This window comes from Bacillus cereus (assembly GCF_002561295.1).
Lineage (GTDB): Bacteria > Bacillota > Bacilli > Bacillales > Bacillaceae_G > Bacillus_A > Bacillus_A cereus_S.
The window spans coordinates 158,962-177,354 of the sequence record NZ_NTUG01000037.1; the positions used below are offsets into that span (position 1 = coordinate 158,962).

An 18,393-nucleotide genomic window follows, 5' to 3' on the forward strand; every position below is an offset into this window, starting at 1 on the left:
ATAATCGGGCCATTTAATGGAATTAAGGAGGGGATTACTCAAAGGGAAATCGAAGTTAATTTAAAGTTATGATATTTTTTCGATAATCTAGAGTAACTATGTTATGTAAGGGAGGCACTACTATGTGTCTTGGAAATATAAATAATTGAAAGTTGTACAAGAAAGTTTTAAAAGCGCTAAAAGCATTAGGATCGTTTTGAGTAAATAATTATGAAACAAAGTGAGTTAGCGTTTGTAAAGGAGATGAGAAGATGACACTTAATGCAAAGAGGAAGGACTCCAGATTGATGAGGTTGCGTAGAATCTGCGGTTATGGTGCCGCAATAGCAGTAGCACCTTACCTGCTGATCAAAATCGTATGGACTTTTGGTCTCTTCCTTCCAACCGAGCAAATGGGTGACGCTAGTTGGCGCATTATAAACGCAGTAACCGCCGTTCTCGCTGCGATTGGTATCCTTCTTGCGATGGCGTTTTGCAGGCCTTGGGGGGAGCGGCTACCTGCGTGGTTGGTTGCTATACCCATTTGGATTGGTACCGGTTTACTCGTTCCCATGCTGTTGATTGCACCAGTTCTGGGCCCTGCAGCTATGATAAGGGATCAAGAAGCAGGTGCCGCTGACTTCTGGGTATACGAGCAGATTTTCGTCATGATCTCACTTTTCGGGATCGGCATCTTCCTGCCTCTTGCATTGGCGGGGTATGCAATGGCACGTTGGCCAGAGGCGCTGAGTGGCACAACCGACTACAAGAAGTTGCCGGGTAATACTTTGCAACTGCAGATCATCTTGGCTAGGATTGTCGCTGCCGGCTGCATTCTGCTCGGTGTCATCAAGGTTTTTTGGGCAATTGGTGGCTCTTTTGGCATTGCCCCGGCAACCATGGGTGAACGCGATATATGGTGGCACTTGCTTGCATTGAGTACAGGCGTGTGGTCCTTTGCTGGTGCTTGGGGCATACTGGTGATAGTATCCAGCAGCCGTAGGTCGAGGTGGTTTCTACCCCCTATGGCAGCGGCATGGATTTCATCGGGAGCGTTGTTCTCCAACAACCTCTATTCCGCCTTATCTTCAGTTCGACTCGATGCGCCCCCCTTCCCAGAGTACCCATTGGCATGGTTGTTGACCACACAGACCGGTATCATCTTAGGTGTAATAATGGGGATGATTATCCTGCTGGTGTTGCACGAACGCCGTCGAGCTCTTCGAGATGAGGCCAACTGAAGTTGACTACATAGAACCACAGACTATTGTTGTGCACGAGCTTATTTCGCGTGGAGAAGAGGTCGTATACTTTACAATCAAAGATTTTCGAGAGCTAAAATAATTCGTGGTTTATTCGATTAAAGAGCGCTTTAATTGAGCAAGGATAACAAAAATTATCAAACTTTTTGATAAAAGGACGATTCAATTGAATATAGAAAAAGCGTATTTTAATCAATCTTTTTTCAAAATACGCTTTTTTTATTTGCCTCTTTTATCAAGGTTTATTAAATCAATTTAATCAAACTTTATTCCAAGGCTACAACAATCCCCTTTTTCTATGTATCTCTTCATATTATAATGTGCAACGTAGGTTGCATCAAAATATTCAAATTTTTATTTCCTCCCAATAAAAATACAATTATACAAAACTGAAGGCTCACTTTTATAATGCAAGTGAGCCTTTTCCCTTAAAGTAAAACATACGCAATTGGTGTAATAATCACCAATGTTAAAATCGTTCTTTGCACATACAAAATAATAAGTTCAGAAACTTTTAACGGTATATCAGTAGATAAAATACACGGAATGGATGCTGAAAAAAATAAAATTGATGATACGGATACAACAGCAATGACAAACTTCGTTACAAGCGGTGCACCCACAACAAGTAATGACGGTAAAAACATCTCCGCAATTCCAACTGATGCTGCTTTTGCGGCTAGTTCAGCTTCTGGGAGCTGCAAGAGCCATGTAAACGGATAAAATATGTACCCCATCCAATCAAATACCGGCGTATACTTTGCTAGTAAAATACCGATTAATCCAACGGACATAATAGATGGCAAAATTCCCATCGTCATAATGAATCCGTCTTTTAAGTTGATTAAAATATTTTTCATCACACTTGGCGCAGCTTTTGATACTTCTAATGCATCTTCCCAAGCACGCTCTAGCATCTTTTCTTTATAAACCGGTTCTGGAAATCCTTCCTTTGTAATATATGTATCTGGTTTTGTTCGAAGTGGTGGGATTCTTACGGTGATGGCGGTTACAATAAATGTAACGATAAGTGTAGTCCAAAAATATACATTCCATAAGTGCATGATGTTTAATGTTTTGGCAATGATGATCATAAATGTTGCTGAAACAGTTGAGAATCCTGTCGCAATAATTGCTGCTTCTTTAATCGTATATTTTCCTTCTTTATATACACGATTCGTAATTAATAAGGCAAGTGAATAGCTCCCAACAAAAGAAGCTACCGCATCAATCGCTGAACGCCCTGGTGTTTTCCATAACGGCCTCATAATCGGCCTACAAAAAGTCCCGATAAACTCTAGTAATCCATAACCAACTAATAATGCTAAAAATGCCGATCCGATTGGAACAAGTAAACTTACTGAAACAACTAACTTTTCATACAAAAACGGTCCAACATCAGGAGCAAAAAACCACGCGGGTCCTATTTTAAAACAGTATAAGGCCCCAAATACAACTCCGATAATTTTTAAGAAAGAAAAACAAATATCTACGATAGATTCATTCCATTTCTTCGTGTAAAACGGATAGATTGCCCCGATTGCCATTACAAATAAAGCGTAGTAGGGTACGAATGACGGAACTGTCGCCCGAATCCACGATACAATATGATCAATCATAATCGATGAAGAACCATTAATTGTAACAGGCACAAAAAACATAAAAATACCAACCATACTAGAAAGTATGAAACGAAGAATAATTCCTTTCCCCTGTTTTGGATTTACTAGCTCATTTTTTACTTCAACTTGATTCAATTTTCTACACCTCCAGTTATCTGAATATTCTATACAAATAGTTCAGATTCCTCTTTTCCACTTGGAAACGTAGAAAATTTCATCTTATTTCAATGAACAAACTGCTCTATTATCACCCACTTATATATTTTACAAATTTACTATGACCGTCCGTTATCCCTAAAAACTCGAATCCATTGCTCTCATAAAAATGATGTAACTTCGTATGATTTGCTACACAATCTAACTTCAAATATTTTTTATCGCTTTCTCTATTCTCTTCTATCCAGCGCAATATGCCTTTCCCTATACCCGTTCCCACATAATTAGGAACAACTGCAAGTCTATGAATATAAAGTGAATGAGAGCTCCCCTCTTCGCCAAAAATATGTCAATTCCATTCGGATTCACATGCAAGAAGCAATCATTGAATTAGATGTACCTTTTACTCTACAAGTGATGCTAGCGGTGAAACAACAATGCTAGCAGAAATCGCAATTGAAAAGGTATATCTTGCACAAGGGGCAACGGATTTACGTAAATCATTTGATGAACTAGCGGCTATTGTCATCGTACGAAATAGGGTGTTAATTCTAATATAAATTGTTATGTTAATTTGAAGTACGGTATAAAAAAGCAGAAAGGTAATTGTAATTTTATATCGAAATAAAATATATAGATTTTAAAGTGTCTGAGGTGAATGTATGAAGAAAAAAATAATCGTAGGACTTTTATTATTAATATTAATTATTATTATATCATTTAATATTTTTCAGCATTTTACAAGTACCACTAATTCACAAGTATTTTCAGATTTAGAAGGAACGATTTATTATACCGAAAGAGTTGATGGCGTACTTACTTTGTTTAAATCAGACGCTACACTGCAAAATAAAACCCTAATATATAGCCATAAAGGGAAAGGAAAAGATAGTTATGGTGATTATAATGATAATATTTCAGATTTTTATTATGATAAAACCAGTAAAACTATTTATTTTATTGCTATGAATAACGGTTCTTGGAGTTTGTTTTCCCTAAAAGAAAAGGAAACTAAACCGATTTTGCTTCAGAAAGAAGTTATGGAAACAAATACAGATTATATACAGAATCAATTTAAAAATCTTACTGTTTCTTCAAAAAAAGGTTCGCTTTATCTGTTTGAAAATGGACATGAAAAAACTATAAAGAAATTCTATGGTCTATATGATGAAAAATTCACTGGGTACCAATCAATTGGATTTTCACCAGACGGAAAATACTTAGTTTATCATTCAATGGAACACTTAACATCATTTGGTACCCTTTTAGAAGGATTTGTTAAAAATTCTGTTGGGAACACTTATATAATGGATTTATCAACAATGGAGAGTGCCAAATTCATAGATGCTTATGAAATCCAATGGATTATAGACTAAATAACCTGACAAATTTATTTGTATTATTCGGATGCTTAAATTCAATAAAAACTAAATATTAAAGTGAAAACGCTTGGGGTTACTTGTACTGCACCCAAGCGTTTTTTGTTTGCTAAATATATTGTTATTTAACCGTGTGAGGGAAAATAGGAAAAAGTTCGGCATATAACCGAACCTTTTTTATTCTTTCATACGTTCCAAAAATTTTGTCACTGTACCCATAAATTTGCCACAATTGGAAGCATAAGTTGGCCAGAAAACACTTATTTTTGTAGGTGATTATCTAATTAATTAACGGAATTGGAAGCATAAATTGGCCGTGAGTTAATTATTAACCCATAAGCTTGCCGTGTGTTTTATTCATGTAGCTTTGGAATAATTTTTGGTCAAATCGATACTAATAACCTTAATAAACGAGCAAGTGGAACTGACGCTTTCGTTAGTTAATAGGTCACTTTGCTCTCTTGATATGCTTTCTTTACCCGTTCAATTTGAGCGAGATGTCCTTGTATATTTTGAAGATCTTTCAATTGAACATAACCTATAAATCATTTATTAATAAAGTTGTTCTTTGGCAGGTTTATCCAAATATATATAGAAAGTATGAAAAAGTAAATTTTAATCTTACTAAAGGAGATGAAGAAATTGTTTAAAAAAATCGGTATAGGAGTATTTTCTACAGCAATTGTATTAAGTGCCAGTATAGGTTTTTCAGGTATTGTATCAGCAGATAGTCCATCTGCAAATGAACAAGTTAGGAATGGAGATTTTGAGGATGGGCTAAATAACTGGATTTTATCTAATCCTAATTCTTCTACCGAGAATATCGGTACTTCTGAACCAGGCAATCATTATCTGAAATTAATGCATGCAGACACAGCCTATCAGCTTGTTACTGTAAAACCGAATACAGAATATACATTAACATTTGATATAGCGGGAAGTATAGGTTCTCCATCAGAAGTAACAATAGGTAATCTGAATGCCACTCAAGAAATAGTTCCATTAACAAAGAAGCAGTATACAGGATTTAAGCCAGAACATCATGAGATAAAGTTTAAAACAGAGGAGGATGTGTCAAACTTTGCTGTCAAACTTGCTTCTACAGCAAATGGGAGGGTTAAGTTTGATAATGTACAGTTAAAGGCAAAGGAGAAATCTTATATTTTAAATATGGATTTTGACCACAATTCAAGTTTAGAACCTCTTAAACCATTAGGTAATATAAAATACAATATTGAAGAGAATGCAGGAGTAAATAATTCTAAAGGACTTCATGTAAACGCATCATTCGGTTCAGCATTGTTTGGATCCATAACTTTGAAGCCTAATACTACATACATACTGTCCGCATCTGGAAAAGTAAATACTCCTAGTTCAGAAGTATGGGTATCAGTAGGTGTTAATGGAAGTGGCATAGCTAGTTTGGAATTTAATTCCTCACAGTATGAACAAAAATCGTTCGAATTTACTACTCCAAATTCTATTAATTCAAGTGAATTCTACATTTATCATCTTGCTGCGTTCAACTTTGATGTCAATCTTGATGATATCGTACTAGTTGAAAAGTAGCCATAATAAAAAATATATTTCTATCATTGACACATGAAAACAATTCCAGAAATGAGCCGCCATATGCCTATCGACTTGAGACTTTGAAATGTATCCAAAATGAAGTTTGTTCTTTCTACATTTATTTATGGGAATTCAGCTCGTTTTTTCATTTTGAGGAACAACGAATTTCTTAAATTGATGGCAATGTGATGCTATCCCTAAAAGTCGCGACTTTATTTAAGGGCGACATTAAAAATATTCTTCAAATCCTGGAAGCATAAGTTGGCCGTAAACTAAAAGAAGCATAAGTTGACCGTTTTGTTAAAGACATATAACTATAATTAAGTATTATAATTAAAAGCCTCTATCGAAAATTACTAAGTAACTTTCGATAGAGGCTCCTTTTGTTTTTAGCGCTTTGATTGATCAATTGTTAAGAATCATTTCTTTGAATTTATTTGCAAACAAATATTGATCATTAGTTGGATATATTATTCCCTCTATTATGGTAGTACGTATTTTCTCGTCTTCCATATTTCTAACTATTTTTTTATATATTAATCCAATATCCTCAATAGTCTCTCCATCGTAAAAAAATAAAAAATTCCCACGATTAAAAACATCTATATTAGGTATTTTTGCTTTAAACATTCGAATGTTACTACATTCCTTTTCATTATATTTAAACACATCTTTTTTCTCTATACTTAAAAGTAAATCGAAATGTGTTTCAAAAATCAATTGTAATACAAAACTCTTTATACCATCAAAAATCTCTATAAAATATAACAAATCTTTCATATTTTTATCTTTGACTAATTTATCTATTAATCTTCTATTTGATTTTGATAGTGCAACTGGATTTTTCGATAGGGTGTATTCTTCTACTATAGGATTTTTCATTTTCTCTTGACCAATTTCCTCATGTAAATATGAAAAAAACTTTGTATTATGGAAGTTATAGAAAAGATTTAAGGCAGCCCTATGCAACTTTAACGTATTAAGTTCATTAGAAATTTTATCTGGTACAGGACCAGATAAAATCTTCAAGAAAAAACTCTCCATATGTCTAGCAAATTGTGTACTTTGATGAATGATTTCATGTAATTCACTACTATTAAAAAGCTCTTGATATATGGTGTTCAATCCCAAGTTATCACTTGATTCCATATAGGAAATGGTTTCTAACGCCACTTTGAAACTATCGTAATGTACGGTCCCACATGATTTTAATACTGAATCATACATTGACCATGCTTCTTCTGATAATTGTTTTTCAAGCATTTTTACTTTCTCATACAGTTGTAAGCCCACTGATGTTTGTTTTATTTCTAATCCTAAACCATGTGCTGCTACTAGTGTATTAATCTTGAACACCATCCTCTATATCTTTGAATCTATACGCTATTAGCTCACCTAAAAAAATATTTGCTAATAACACAATATCAGGATTTATCTCCAATTCACTTCTACCATGCACCATATCATTTCGGTAATTTCTAACACTCCAAATTTTTTCGAATTCTTCTTCATTAATAGGAACTTTTAATTGTTCAATTAATGTTTTAACTTTTATTTTCAAAGGTGGTTCACTTAATCCTTGTAAACTTTTCTCTATTATTTTTTTTGAGATATCTTCTGTAAATATTGCATTATTTTTTAATAAATTTTTTAATAATCCTTTAAATTCACTTTTCACTTGTTTTGGAATATAGGGCTCTGTTTTAACTTCGTCTACTAAAAACTCCATTGCTATACTTGTATAGATAACTCTATCCTCTATATTATTAGTTCGCCAACTTCTGTTTAGCCATTTTAAAGCATTAAATAATTGCTTTTCAATTTTAGATTCTTCACCTTGCAACTTTCTATATAGTACATGTTCATACCAGTCTAATTCCTCAATTATTTTTTCTAAGTACGAATCTATCTCTAATGAATTATCACATCTAATCTTTTTTGAATCACTAAAAACCTTTTCAAAGCCTATTATGTTTTCTGCATAATAAAACGTTGAGCATTTTGGATGTTGATATATTCTTGATCTACTCCAATTATTTATATAATCTCCCAAGTTAAAGAAATTAAAAGTTCTTTCATTCTTAGTTAAATGTACTAATACATCCACAGCTTGTTGAATCTTTTGAAGTCCTAAAAGATACGCATCATATGTATTTTCAGATTCCACAATTGTATGAGCAAATACATTAAATTCTTCATTAAAATCTTTTACAAAGAGCTCTTCAAATCCCTTAACCCTATTAAATGATTCTTGTTTACTAAGAAACGTTATATCCCCCAATCCAAATTCCTTTATATTTATCTCTAGATCTTCAATAGGTATAATTATAAGATAAGGGGCATTTGTTTTTTCAAACCCTTCTATGTTAATTTGTTCTTTGCTAATACCAGCAGTTCTTAGCACTTCAAAAAAAGCTGAATGGGGGTTCAAAGCCTGTGAGGAATGATTTACTCTCATATTGCTTAAATCGTGTATAAAATTACTTAAAATTAAAACAAAACTATTCGAATTCACTGAAACGACTTCATAGATTATTGAAGCCGTTTCAATAATTTCATTATCGACATAATATTTTAAAATTAAAGTCTCCGAAAAATGTAATTTTAAAAAATCATTCTTTTGAACACCATCAAATTCAATTTCCCCGTACAAAAGCCCACTTCTATTATGTATCACTATAGATTTATTTGGATTATATAAAACTTCATTACTATAAATTTCACATTGTGTAGGAATAATATTTCTCTGAGAAGAAACAAATATAGTTATATTCTCATTGGTATAAAAATTACTTTTTTTAAGTTTTTGCTTAGAAAAGTATTCAATATTCTTATCTAGTGCTTCAATATTTAAATTTATTGAATTAAATTTGCTTGATATAAACTTTTGAATCTCATTTAATACATAATTAATGTTGCTATTTTCAATAGGTATTATTTGTTCATGTTTAAAATCAAATCCTAATATAATGTATTCTTCTTTAATTAAAGACTTAAGTACTAGATATTGTCTCAGTATTGAATTTTCGTTTACCAGTATACTTAAAATGGGACTACTTTCTCTAAAACCCGGAATACTAAACTTTGTTTGAAATATTTCTTTATTAAAAGGGTTTATCATTTGCATCGCTCCATATTAAGATTAGTATATAATTACATTATAAATCATCACTTTTGATATTTATATTTCTATAATTTTATACTTTTTTCAAAATAGTTAAGTTTCATTTCAAATCAACATCGAATCTATCAGTCTAAAATCAATATCAGACAAAGTTTAACACATTACCCCAAAAATCAATATTAGTATATGGCCCGATTGTTGAACAACATGACTGGCGTTTTTTAAATGTAGTGTAGTGCTTTGAGAAAAAAGATAAATCTTTTATAAAAAATATCCCCTACTTTCTAAACCAAGAGTAGGGGATTATGGCGTTTTAATAGACTTAGGAAGATAAATACAATTCGTTGCTAATAGGACCATCATCCGTTGTGGATTTGAAATAAAGGTTGATTATTTTTTATCTATTTTATGCCACAATCGCACCCCTTGGTTGAATAAAGGAACAATTATCCATGCAGTGATCCTTTCTAGTAGTATAAAATTAAATGCAAATTAAGCTAAAAGTTATTATATTTCGTTATCACTGATTTAGCCCTTTCAATAAGCTTATTTTTTATGAAATCAGGTTCTATTATTTCTGCTTCTTGTCCAATATTCCAAAGTAGTTCAACATAAAACCACTCTTCTGAAGGGTTAATATTCTTTGTTATTTTCGCGGTTCCATCTGAATTGTATTCCATATTATCTCTTAACCATGATATGCTCTCAGCTTTTCTTTTTCCCTCTTTGCTTAAACTCACTTCGAGCTTTATGGGATTAGATTCACACTCAGAATACAACCATTCTTTAACATTCAAATGGACATTAGTGGAATGAGAGTTAGAATTAATAATTGTTTTTTTTATTCGATCTACTCTGAAAAGCCTTATGCCTCTTCTCATTCTACAGTAAGCGGGACAATACCAATACCCGTTATATACGTATAAGCCCATAGGTTCTATCTCTCTATAGATTTCATCTTCAGTTGTTTCATATAAGATATTAACAGTTTTCTCTTCTACAGATGCATCATAAAGGTTTCTTAGCGCACTTTTATCTACTTTAATATTTGGTTGCCACATCAGGATTTTGTCTCTAGTATTCTCAATTGCATCGGAAGTTTCCTGAGGAATCATATTGAACAGTTTATTTAAAATTACTTCATATGAAGAAGAAAAAGGAGTGGAGCCAACATATTGCATGGCATCTATTGCAAAAAATAAAGCTATTATTTCATCCTCACTAAACCAAATAGGAGGGATCATTTTATTTTTTAGTGTACTAAATCCTCCATTTCTACCTCTTTCTGAATAGACTGGAAAGTAAATTTCACTTAGCTCCTGTATATCTCGGAGGATTGTTCTCTCTGAGACTCCTTCGGATTTAGCAAGTTCCTTTGCAGTAATGGAATTATTATTGTTTAATGCCAGCATGATTCTAATGATACGTTTAGTCTTAGACATTTAATCACCTTTTTCAAAAAATATGACAAAATCTGTCTTATTTATAGTATAAGCTAATTTTAAACTAAGTGAAGGAGGCTAATGCAAAAATGAATACCATCGAATATATTACTGAAACGAAAGAAGTTTTATTTTCACGTAAAAACTTAAAAAATGAAGAGCTATCTGCGAGATTAATAACTGATTACATTGTAAGTAATGGTGTAGTTTACGAGAATATAGGCTCTTGGGTTGATGATGTAGTGAGAATTAAACTTAAAAAGTTGGAGGAAGAAACAACTTACCTAACTCAATCAAAGAAATACAACTTTAGATGTGTTGAATACCGAAAATATGAAGATGACCCATCGCAAAGAGAGGTGCTTCATGTTCTTGAGAAAGAAAGTACTTCTGACTTACTACCTCATCTTTTAATTTTTAATCCTTCTCTACAGGCGAGGCCATTAAAAAGATGTGCATCAGAAATAGATGAAGATCGGGAAATATTTGTTGTATATTATTTAGATGATTGTGAATGTGAAAAATAAAGTGTATGCTAAAAAGCCTACTTTCTCGATATTGAGAAAAGGCTTTTATTTTTTAGAACTCACATTTAAAAATAAATGTACATTAGTTCTCATTAAATTATATATTAATCATTCTCTTTATTCATTATTATTTATTCTACAGCTATAAATTAAAGACTTAAATTAGTAGCATGTAGTCTATTAAAAAGTACATTCTTTTCTTAAAGCACTACAGAAACAACTTTATTATGTTTTAAACAGCTTTATTTTCACTGTACATCATACTCATGTTAAGTTAAAAAATCCTTTGGTTTTACTACGCCTATAATTTTGACAATTTACCAAGTAAAATAACATTGTCTTGTTTTAGTTTTTTGTTTTCTTCATCCAACTTGGATATTCTTCTTTTTAGGGACTCAATCAACTTGTCTTTTGAGCTTTCGCTGAACTTCTGTTTTTTTGTGATAACCTTTATTTTCTTATTTTGTTTCTTTATTGCTTCATCAATTGGCTTTATAAGCTCTTCTCGATAAGAATATAAGAACGTTTTACTCACGCCTGCCTTACGGCATATTTCGGCTTTTGAGATTGGATTGTTTATAGGGTCATCAAGAATCGTTAGTTCTTTTAAACAGCCTAAAACAGCCTGTTTCTTCAAGTCACTTTCCATTTTCTTTGTTTCAACCATTTTTGAAGTATTTGGGTACATATTAGCCATTAATGAACACCTCCAGTGTAAAAATGTTTCGCTGCATCGAATGTTTCTCCCCTTTCAATGATTTCCAATGCAGTTTGGTAGAACTGCACAACTTTATCAAATTCATCAATCTTTTCTTCAAGTCCAATTTGTTTAGCTTGGTTTAAATGAGTTGTAAAAGCGTCTATGGTATCAACAACAGCATTCTTATGCCTTGGTAATATCTTCTTTTTGATACACGTCTTACAAGCCACCTGATGGGGACAGGATGGCATTTTATAAGGATGCTCACAACACCCGTCGCCTTGGTCAAACACTGCGATAATTTTATTTTTAACCCATTTGTTATCTCCAAATACTTCTTCTTGTTCAGGAAGTTTCTCTTTAATATCTCTGGCATCGGATCTAAGAAGTTTCTCTTTAAACTCTTTTTTCAAACGTTTCTGGTAAACTTTAATATATTTTTCCGTCATCGTAACTGATGAATGCCCTAAAAAGTTTTTAACAGCGTAAATATCTACTCCAGCATCAATCATTTCAGTTGCTACAGTATGTCTAAATTGATGGGATGTTATATTATATGTACTTCCAGAATCCTGAGCAATATTTGATAGTGGAATAAGTTTGCAGATTCTAGGTAATACATGGTTCATTACAAAATTGTAACTAATAGTCTCTGTAATAGGGGTATTCTCTTTGTCATAGGCGATCACTTCTCTAAATAAATATTTTTGATTATCCGAAGTTGGAGGATATTTTTTTACCCTTTTTTTCTGACGTATAATTGCTTGTTCTACAATATTTTTACCGTGTGAATCTACAATATGTACTAAAGGAATCACCAAATCTTTTGCGATCTTAGCGATACGGTGATCGATATAGAGTTGAGGGTCTCCATCTAAGTCATACCTCAAACAATCAACATCACTTTCGTCTGCGATCATGTGTGCTAGATCCTCACAACGTCTGCCTGTGTGCCTTATTATTATAATAAAATCCCAATACTTTGCTGCTACTATTGGTGTATTCTTATCAGCTTCTAAGAGAGGGATTATTTTATTTTCCAAGTAATCATCGAGTTGTATTTTTACATAGGGTGGTATTGGTTTAGGTAATGGTTCTATTCTATTTGGAGAATCATAACTGATTAATAAATTATTTGTAATCGGTCCCTCAACCCAATTGTTAAGATACATATAATTAAGCATTTGTTTGGTAGCATGAAAAATTCTATTAGAAAGGTTCTTTGATAGGCTATGTAAATGAGGAAGAATACTTTCAATATGTGTTTTCCTTCTTAGTTCATTAAAGGACTTTATTTCAGGAAATTCATTGTTTAGTATATTAACAAATCTAGTTATCTTATGGAGTTGGAAAGAGAATGTTCCTGGTTCCCATTCTCCAAACATATTATAAAAATATCGTTTTACAAGTGTTTTCAAGTGAGCATTCTCTATTTTTGTAAAATCAATAATATAAACACTTGGAGAACGATGTTTCGGGTACTCTTTAAATAGTTTTCTCATGTCCCATATATCTTGCTTAAGATATTCATTTCTTTCCTTTGGATTTTTAATATATTTTATTTCATAATGAGGCGGGTTCCGAAATTTACGTTGTCTTACATTAACCCCCATACTTTCAAGTAGAGTGGCAAACTGCTTGTCCTTAATAGCTTTATGCCAGGATTGATGAGAAGTGATACTATAACCAGCTAATTCTAAGATTTCGGTATAGTTTTTTTGCCTATTAGTAGTATTCTTTAAAACATTAAAAAATCTCTTTTGTGCTTTCGTCATCCAAGATGTATCGATATCCTCAACGGGATAAAAAGGAACGTTTGCTTTTGATATTAAACTCTCAGAGCTATTTGTTTTCGATTGGATACCGGCTTTACTTTTTATCATTTTCTCGCTCCTTTCGTTTTTCTGCTCTATATTCACTCATTCGCTGGTACTCCTTTTGATGGTCACCTGTATTTAAATGAGCATAAGTTCCCATTGTAGTTGCTACATTTGCATGACCTATTCTTTCTTGGATAAACTTCCAATTGATTGGTTCACCTTTATTAATGTATACTCTTGCGAGTTCAGTAACGTGTGTGTGTCTCAATTTGTGAGTGTTTAACTTAATACCTGTTTTTTTGTTGTAATAGTTAAGAATAGAGGTAAGTGTTGATTTCTTCATCGGATTTCCATTTTCCAGCGGTTTATTGCTATTAACTACAACAAATAAAAAATCAGTATCAGAATCGCTATTCACCCAATCACTACTAATGTATCTATCTATCAAAAGCATAAGATCAGAAGGGAGGTGAACAAACCTATCTCGTCCATAACCGGCTTTAGCTCTTGAGCCATTTGCATTGTCTGGTCTGAAGCGTACATGAATACCTTGTTCACCATAATCAATATCTTCGAGCTTTATACCTAGAAGTTCTCCTGACCTTAGGCCACCTTCCTTAAGAATTAGGAGGATAATTTTATCTCGTAAGAGATTAACCGCCTTTAGATACTTCTTAAAATTCTTTTGCTCAATATTCTTAGGAATAACATAAGGAACTTTGGATTTAAGCGTGTTCTTTTGAACAGTCCTGTTTCTACGAGTGTGGGTTAACATATCTTTATCTCTCATTGTATTTGTAACCATAACATTACGATATACAACAGGATTATCTTTAATCCTTCCACTAGCTTTAAGCCAAAGAAATAAAGAACTTACTCTGTCTAAGATTGCGTTTACAGTAGTAACTTTAAGGTCCTCCTCAACATATTCATGATCAAACATCTCTACGTTTTCATAAAATCTATATGGGTTCTTGAGCCATAATTTGAAGTTAGTTAGAATATCAGGCCTTCCATCTAAGTCTAAAATATTCAATTTCTTAATTTTTAAATACACCATGAAATACCATAAATAATAACAGTATGTTCGTACAGTATTAGGGGACACCTGACGTTCAGCTCTTGCTTGTATCATATCGAGATATTCTTTGGTAAATGGTATAAAATCTAGATTTTCATCCACAAGATAAAACATTGTCCCATTCTCTGTTTGAGCCTCCCTAAGGGATATAACTTCATGCCATTTAGCTTTCTGATTCATGTTCATCTAGCTTACCACTCCTTTAACTGTCTCTTGCTTATATCAAGTTCAAGGTCCTCGGCCTCTGTCCTCCGGAGTGCTATCCTCGCACCGAGGCTATGTCCACTTTAATTAAAATGAATATTCTGAATTTATACTTTAAATTTATCATAACTTATCAATTATTACTATGTATTTTTAAGTTGTACTTATAGTTAAAAAAAGATAGTAGGGACATTCAATCCTTACTATCTTTACACTTAATATTTATATGGCTTTAACAAAACGGCCATCTTATGCTTCTTGTTACAAATTTGATCTATAAATGATCAAACACACTTTTATCTTTAAGATAAATTTCTTTATTCAGTATACTGGAAGAGGATTTTTTTCAACTATAACACTACTTTTATTACACAATAATCCGGCGCTATAGCAAATTAAACACTTATATTTTTTGAAGTTAGTTCAAAGTTCACCTTATTCGCTAAACGCACATTTAATAGAAGAAATAACACTCCTCCTGCAATAGGCATGACATAAGAAGGAAGGATATTTAATAGAGCTCCTGATGAAATCATCGCTATAGGAAGCATGATTTTCGCGATACTAATGCCAATACTTAGAACTCTACCTCTATATTCATCTGGAATCTCTTTTTGCATAAAATAAGCGAGAGGGATATCAATTAGCGCTATGAATAACCCAAACAAGAACAAGATAGCAATGAAATAACAAGTAAAAACGATGGAGTTCAGTTGTAAGCTTTTCAGCATAACTGGAACTCCTAATAAAATCATAAGAATTGATAAAGCGATGCTTATATATTTTAAAAGAATGGAATAGGAAATTCTTTCTATGATTTTCTTTACTAATAAAGCTCCTATAATCATCCCCAGCGGAAAGGCCCCTTGGATCATACCAAACTCCTTTGCTCCAAATTTTAGAACTGTATTAATCATATACGGTAATGGAACAGTCACAGCGAAGCCGAGAAAAAAATTAATTAATATTAAGAGCATAAACATGCTTTTAATACTCTTTCTTTCAAATATATAGTTGAATCCATCCTTCATATCTCTAATCAAATGAATTTTCCCAATTAAATGATCTTCATTTAATTGGTGATTGAAAAGCTTGAAATGAATAAAGATCATCGATAATCCAGAAAAGAGAAAAGAAATTCCATTTATGATAATAAAAGTTCTCATATCAAAAATTGCAAAAACAATTCCACCTAACATAGGTCCCATAATTGAAGAGGTCGAGTCGATTATTTTACTAATAGAATTAATATTCATCAACATTTTTTCAGATACAATGTTTGGCTTCGCAGCTTCTAAACCTATTCCAAAAAAAGTAGTAAACACCGTCAACAGGAACGTAGTGACGTAAATGATAAGTAAATTCAATTCATATTTCATACATAATATATAAACGGAAACCAACAAGATTCCGCTAAGAAGATCCATACAAATAACTAATGTCTTTTTATTGACCTTATCCGCAATCACCCCAGCAAACGGATTGATGATAACCATCGGAATAATTCCTAATATAAGAGTAACTGCAAAGCTTAACGCCGATCCAGTCTGCTTTAAAACGTATAATCCAAGTGCAAAGTTATAAATAGCTGTACCAAATATCGAGATAGTTTTTCCTGTAGAATAGAGAAATAGGTTTTTCATTTCTTTTTTGTTCTTTTCATTACTTACACTCATTTGTAGTGCTTCCATTAATCCTCCACCTCACTTAACTTTTTATACAACAAATGTTAAGCTACCGGGTGAACCCAATATCAATAGGTGTAATCCATAAATTTTTAGGAAAAAATGAAAAAAAGATAGGGTTAACCCTATCTTTTGCCCAAAAATGAATATGAATAAATTTCTTCCCCCTGCACAAAGAAATTTTCGTACTTTCCACCTCGATTAATATATTCAGAAGTCCTTTCCTCAAGAGGAATATACTTTAAATCGGTGATGTTTCCCCTAATTTTTCTAGCTATAAAGTTGTCTCTAAATCTAGATTGGATTTTACTTTTGGTGTTAAAATTTTTAAAAGCAATATATGATCCCAATATGTAGCAATTAGGCTTAAATAGAAAATCCACTTCGCGAAGCAAAAACTCCTCATGTTCGAAGCTGTAATTACTAGTACCTGAATGATCAATCACGACATCGACAGAGTGATCCTGTATAGGTATATGTAAGAAATCAGCGCAAATAAAGAGCATGTTTCTATTTAAACCCGTTCTCTCTAATACACCTTTTAAAAATCGATGCCGCTCTAAGTTGCGATCAACAGCAATATACAAGCAATTTTCCGGCAATTCCTGAAAAACATTTCGTAGAAAAAAACCAACTCCGGATCCTAACTCAAGTAATACTTTATTATTTAAGTCTAATTGACCTAGTTTCCTCATTGACCATTCTCCAACTTTTTTGATATTTTCCAAATAAGCTGGATCAGTTTCATGTATATATTCAAGAACAAATTCTTCAAGATGGGGGCCAGAAGTTGCTTGAAATGAATTACCAATTTTTAAAATACCTGATTCAACAAGATATTCTTCACCACAATCGCAAATTAACTTCCCTTCCATAATTTGATTTCTATGAATGATCCCATCTTGAAGAATAAGTGTTTCGCTACAGCTTAAACATTTCAGCAAATCAAGTACTTTTAAATCAATTCCCATCATTAAGCTTGAACCTTTAGATTCCGCTAATATTTCATCTAATTTCGTCTTTAAATTGGCCTTTATTTCCACTAAATTATTTATTTCCTGCTCAACCTGCTTATATTTATCCATAAATAAAGATTGATAGTACGTATCATGTTCGTAATTCGTGAATTTACCAAAATTTTTATATAGAAAAAATTGTTTAATTTCGTTTAAACTAAATCCCATCCCTTTAAAGTCCAAAATAATCTCTAAATCGTTTTGACAGTTCTCATCAAAAAAATAATGCCCTCCCTTCTTTTCAGGTACAATCAATCCTAAGTCCATATAATGCCTAATTGTATCAATACTTAATTTATTGACTTCTCCAAATTTACCAATCTTCACTTTATCACTACCCGTACATATTTTTTACTCATCAGTTCCGCTTTTCTTACATCAAAAACAACTATACTTTCTATATTAAACTAGGAGGTTTCCGAAATTTTATTGCTTGCTCAAAAGCATAACCAATCTTAATTAAAGTTCTCTCACTAAATGCCGTCCCAGTAAAAGTAATATCAAATGGACGCTCGTTTTCCATATACCCTGCTGGTAATAACCTGCTTTTGCAGAAAGAGTAGACCTTACATATTCCGGGAATAAATTAGCATCTAGGTTATATGTTTGAAGCCCAAAATCTATTCCTTCATTTTGAGCTTCAAATGATTCAATTATAGGTTGATTTGAATGAGAAAGTGTTGTTTTCATAGATAAGCACATTCGACAAAATCATCCAAATCCCTTTTCATATATGACTTTTATAAAATGGTTCTCACATGTACAGCTAGGTATTTCCCCATAAAAAAACCTCCACATGTAGTATTGAACTGCACCCCAATTGT

At 32.5% G+C, this 18,393-nt stretch carries 15 protein-coding genes and 1 pseudogene; 5 read left to right on the top strand and 11 right to left on the bottom strand.

Translation table 11 applies throughout. The features are described 5' to 3' along the window. Window positions 1-251: 251 nt before the first annotated feature. Window positions 252-1,220, top strand: coding sequence for a hypothetical protein (locus CN373_RS20275; protein ID WP_000174087.1), 969 nt, complete (start codon window positions 252-254; stop codon window positions 1,218-1,220). 449 nt (window positions 1,221-1,669) lie between these two features. Here the strand turns inward: CN373_RS20275 and CN373_RS20280 are convergent, their stop codons facing one another. Next, window positions 1,670-2,998 (bottom strand): YjiH family protein, encoded by a 1,329-nt coding sequence (locus tag CN373_RS20280; protein ID WP_098360045.1) that lies wholly within the window; start codon window positions 2,996-2,998, stop codon window positions 1,670-1,672. A 112-nt stretch (window positions 2,999-3,110) separates the two neighbouring features. Next, the gene (locus CN373_RS26220) at window positions 3,111-3,365 is read right to left on the bottom strand and encodes a GNAT family N-acetyltransferase (RefSeq protein ID WP_111901890.1); all 255 of its coding nucleotides are present in this window, start codon (window positions 3,363-3,365) and stop codon (window positions 3,111-3,113) included. Window positions 3,366-3,456: 91 nt separating this feature from the next. On the opposite strand from CN373_RS26220, the gene CN373_RS26070 reads away from it, so the two are divergent. The 3 genes from CN373_RS26070 to CN373_RS20295 all read left to right on the top strand — a co-directional run bounded on the left by CN373_RS26070 (window position 3,457) and on the right by CN373_RS20295 (window position 5,967). Further along, entirely contained in the window at window positions 3,457-3,579 is a 123-nt protein-coding gene (locus tag CN373_RS26070) for a hypothetical protein (protein ID WP_002056984.1), read from the top strand. A 102-nt stretch (window positions 3,580-3,681) separates the two neighbouring features. After that, window positions 3,682-4,395 (top strand): hypothetical protein, encoded by a 714-nt coding sequence (locus CN373_RS20290; protein WP_000726951.1) that lies wholly within the window; start codon window positions 3,682-3,684, stop codon window positions 4,393-4,395. A 645-nt stretch (window positions 4,396-5,040) separates the two neighbouring features. After that, the gene (locus tag CN373_RS20295; protein WP_098360046.1) at window positions 5,041-5,967 is read left to right on the top strand and encodes a carbohydrate binding domain-containing protein; all 927 of its coding nucleotides are present in this window, start codon (window positions 5,041-5,043) and stop codon (window positions 5,965-5,967) included. Window positions 5,968-6,375: 408 nt separating this feature from the next. On the opposite strand, the gene CN373_RS20300 is transcribed toward CN373_RS20295, so the two are convergent. From CN373_RS20300 to CN373_RS20310, 3 genes are all read right to left on the bottom strand, one after another. Beyond that, complete coding sequence (locus CN373_RS20300) at window positions 6,376-7,326, bottom strand: hypothetical protein (RefSeq protein ID WP_133116042.1); 951 nt, start codon at window positions 7,324-7,326, stop codon at window positions 6,376-6,378. Next, window positions 7,313-9,091 carry a HEPN domain-containing protein gene (locus CN373_RS20305; RefSeq protein ID WP_098360048.1) on the bottom strand — a complete coding sequence of 593 codons (1,779 nt, stop codon included), beginning with the start codon at window positions 9,089-9,091 and terminating at the stop codon, window positions 7,313-7,315. Before CN373_RS20305 ends, CN373_RS20300 begins: the two co-directional genes overlap by 14 nt. Before the next feature lie 500 nt (window positions 9,092-9,591). Then, complete coding sequence (locus CN373_RS20310) at window positions 9,592-10,536, bottom strand: helix-turn-helix transcriptional regulator (protein WP_098360049.1); 945 nt, start codon at window positions 10,534-10,536, stop codon at window positions 9,592-9,594. Window positions 10,537-10,625: 89 nt separating this feature from the next. On the opposite strand from CN373_RS20310, the gene CN373_RS20315 reads away from it, so the two are divergent. Then, entirely contained in the window at window positions 10,626-11,063 is a 438-nt protein-coding gene (locus tag CN373_RS20315; RefSeq protein ID WP_001092060.1) for a hypothetical protein, read from the top strand. Window positions 11,064-11,364: 301 nt separating this feature from the next. On the opposite strand, the gene CN373_RS20320 is transcribed toward CN373_RS20315, so the two are convergent. The 6 genes and pseudogenes from CN373_RS20320 to CN373_RS25950 form a co-directional block, all read right to left on the bottom strand. Then, complete coding sequence (locus CN373_RS20320) at window positions 11,365-11,760, bottom strand: DUF6262 family protein (protein WP_088092122.1); 396 nt, start codon at window positions 11,758-11,760, stop codon at window positions 11,365-11,367. Beyond that, window positions 11,760-13,646: a tyrosine-type recombinase/integrase gene (locus CN373_RS20325; protein WP_098360050.1), complete on the bottom strand. Its 1,887-nt coding sequence runs from the start codon at window positions 13,644-13,646 to the stop codon at window positions 11,760-11,762. The genes CN373_RS20320 and CN373_RS20325 overlap by 1 nt, the downstream gene beginning before the upstream one ends. Then, a complete protein-coding gene (locus CN373_RS20330) occupies window positions 13,633-14,850 on the bottom strand; it encodes a tyrosine-type recombinase/integrase (RefSeq protein ID WP_098360051.1) in 1,218 nt (405 codons plus the stop codon). Before CN373_RS20330 ends, CN373_RS20325 begins: the two co-directional genes overlap by 14 nt. A gap of 413 nt (window positions 14,851-15,263) precedes the next feature. Next, a complete protein-coding gene (locus CN373_RS20335) occupies window positions 15,264-16,559 on the bottom strand; it encodes an MFS transporter (protein WP_098360052.1) in 1,296 nt (431 codons plus the stop codon). Window positions 16,560-16,678: 119 nt separating this feature from the next. After that, window positions 16,679-17,896, bottom strand: coding sequence for a MerR family transcriptional regulator (locus CN373_RS20340; RefSeq protein WP_000690069.1), 1,218 nt, complete (start codon window positions 17,894-17,896; stop codon window positions 16,679-16,681). Between the two features lie 70 nt (window positions 17,897-17,966). Beyond that, a pseudogene (locus CN373_RS25950) lies at window positions 17,967-18,205 on the bottom strand (amidase); the annotation flags it as partial. Window positions 18,206-18,393 lie beyond the last annotated feature (188 nt).

Coding starts and splice junctions, on each gene's coding strand:
- CN373_RS20305 (WP_098360048.1), bottom strand. CDS start 9,091: ATGATAAACCCTTTTAATAAAGAAATATTTCAAACAAAGTTTAGTATT.
- CN373_RS20275 (WP_000174087.1), top strand. CDS start 252: ATGACACTTAATGCAAAGAGGAAGGACTCCAGATTGATGAGGTTGCGT.
- CN373_RS20315 (WP_001092060.1), top strand. CDS start 10,626: ATGAATACCATCGAATATATTACTGAAACGAAAGAAGTTTTATTTTCA.
- CN373_RS20330 (WP_098360051.1), bottom strand. CDS start 14,850: ATGAACATGAATCAGAAAGCTAAATGGCATGAAGTTATATCCCTTAGG.
- CN373_RS20335 (WP_098360052.1), bottom strand. CDS start 16,559: ATGGAAGCACTACAAATGAGTGTAAGTAATGAAAAGAACAAAAAAGAA.
- CN373_RS20310 (WP_098360049.1), bottom strand. CDS start 10,536: ATGTCTAAGACTAAACGTATCATTAGAATCATGCTGGCATTAAACAAT.
- CN373_RS26070 (WP_002056984.1), top strand. CDS start 3,457: ATGCTAGCAGAAATCGCAATTGAAAAGGTATATCTTGCACAAGGGGCA.
- CN373_RS20325 (WP_098360050.1), bottom strand. CDS start 13,646: ATGATAAAAAGTAAAGCCGGTATCCAATCGAAAACAAATAGCTCTGAG.
- CN373_RS20290 (WP_000726951.1), top strand. CDS start 3,682: ATGAAGAAAAAAATAATCGTAGGACTTTTATTATTAATATTAATTATT.
- CN373_RS20320 (WP_088092122.1), bottom strand. CDS start 11,760: ATGGCTAATATGTACCCAAATACTTCAAAAATGGTTGAAACAAAGAAA.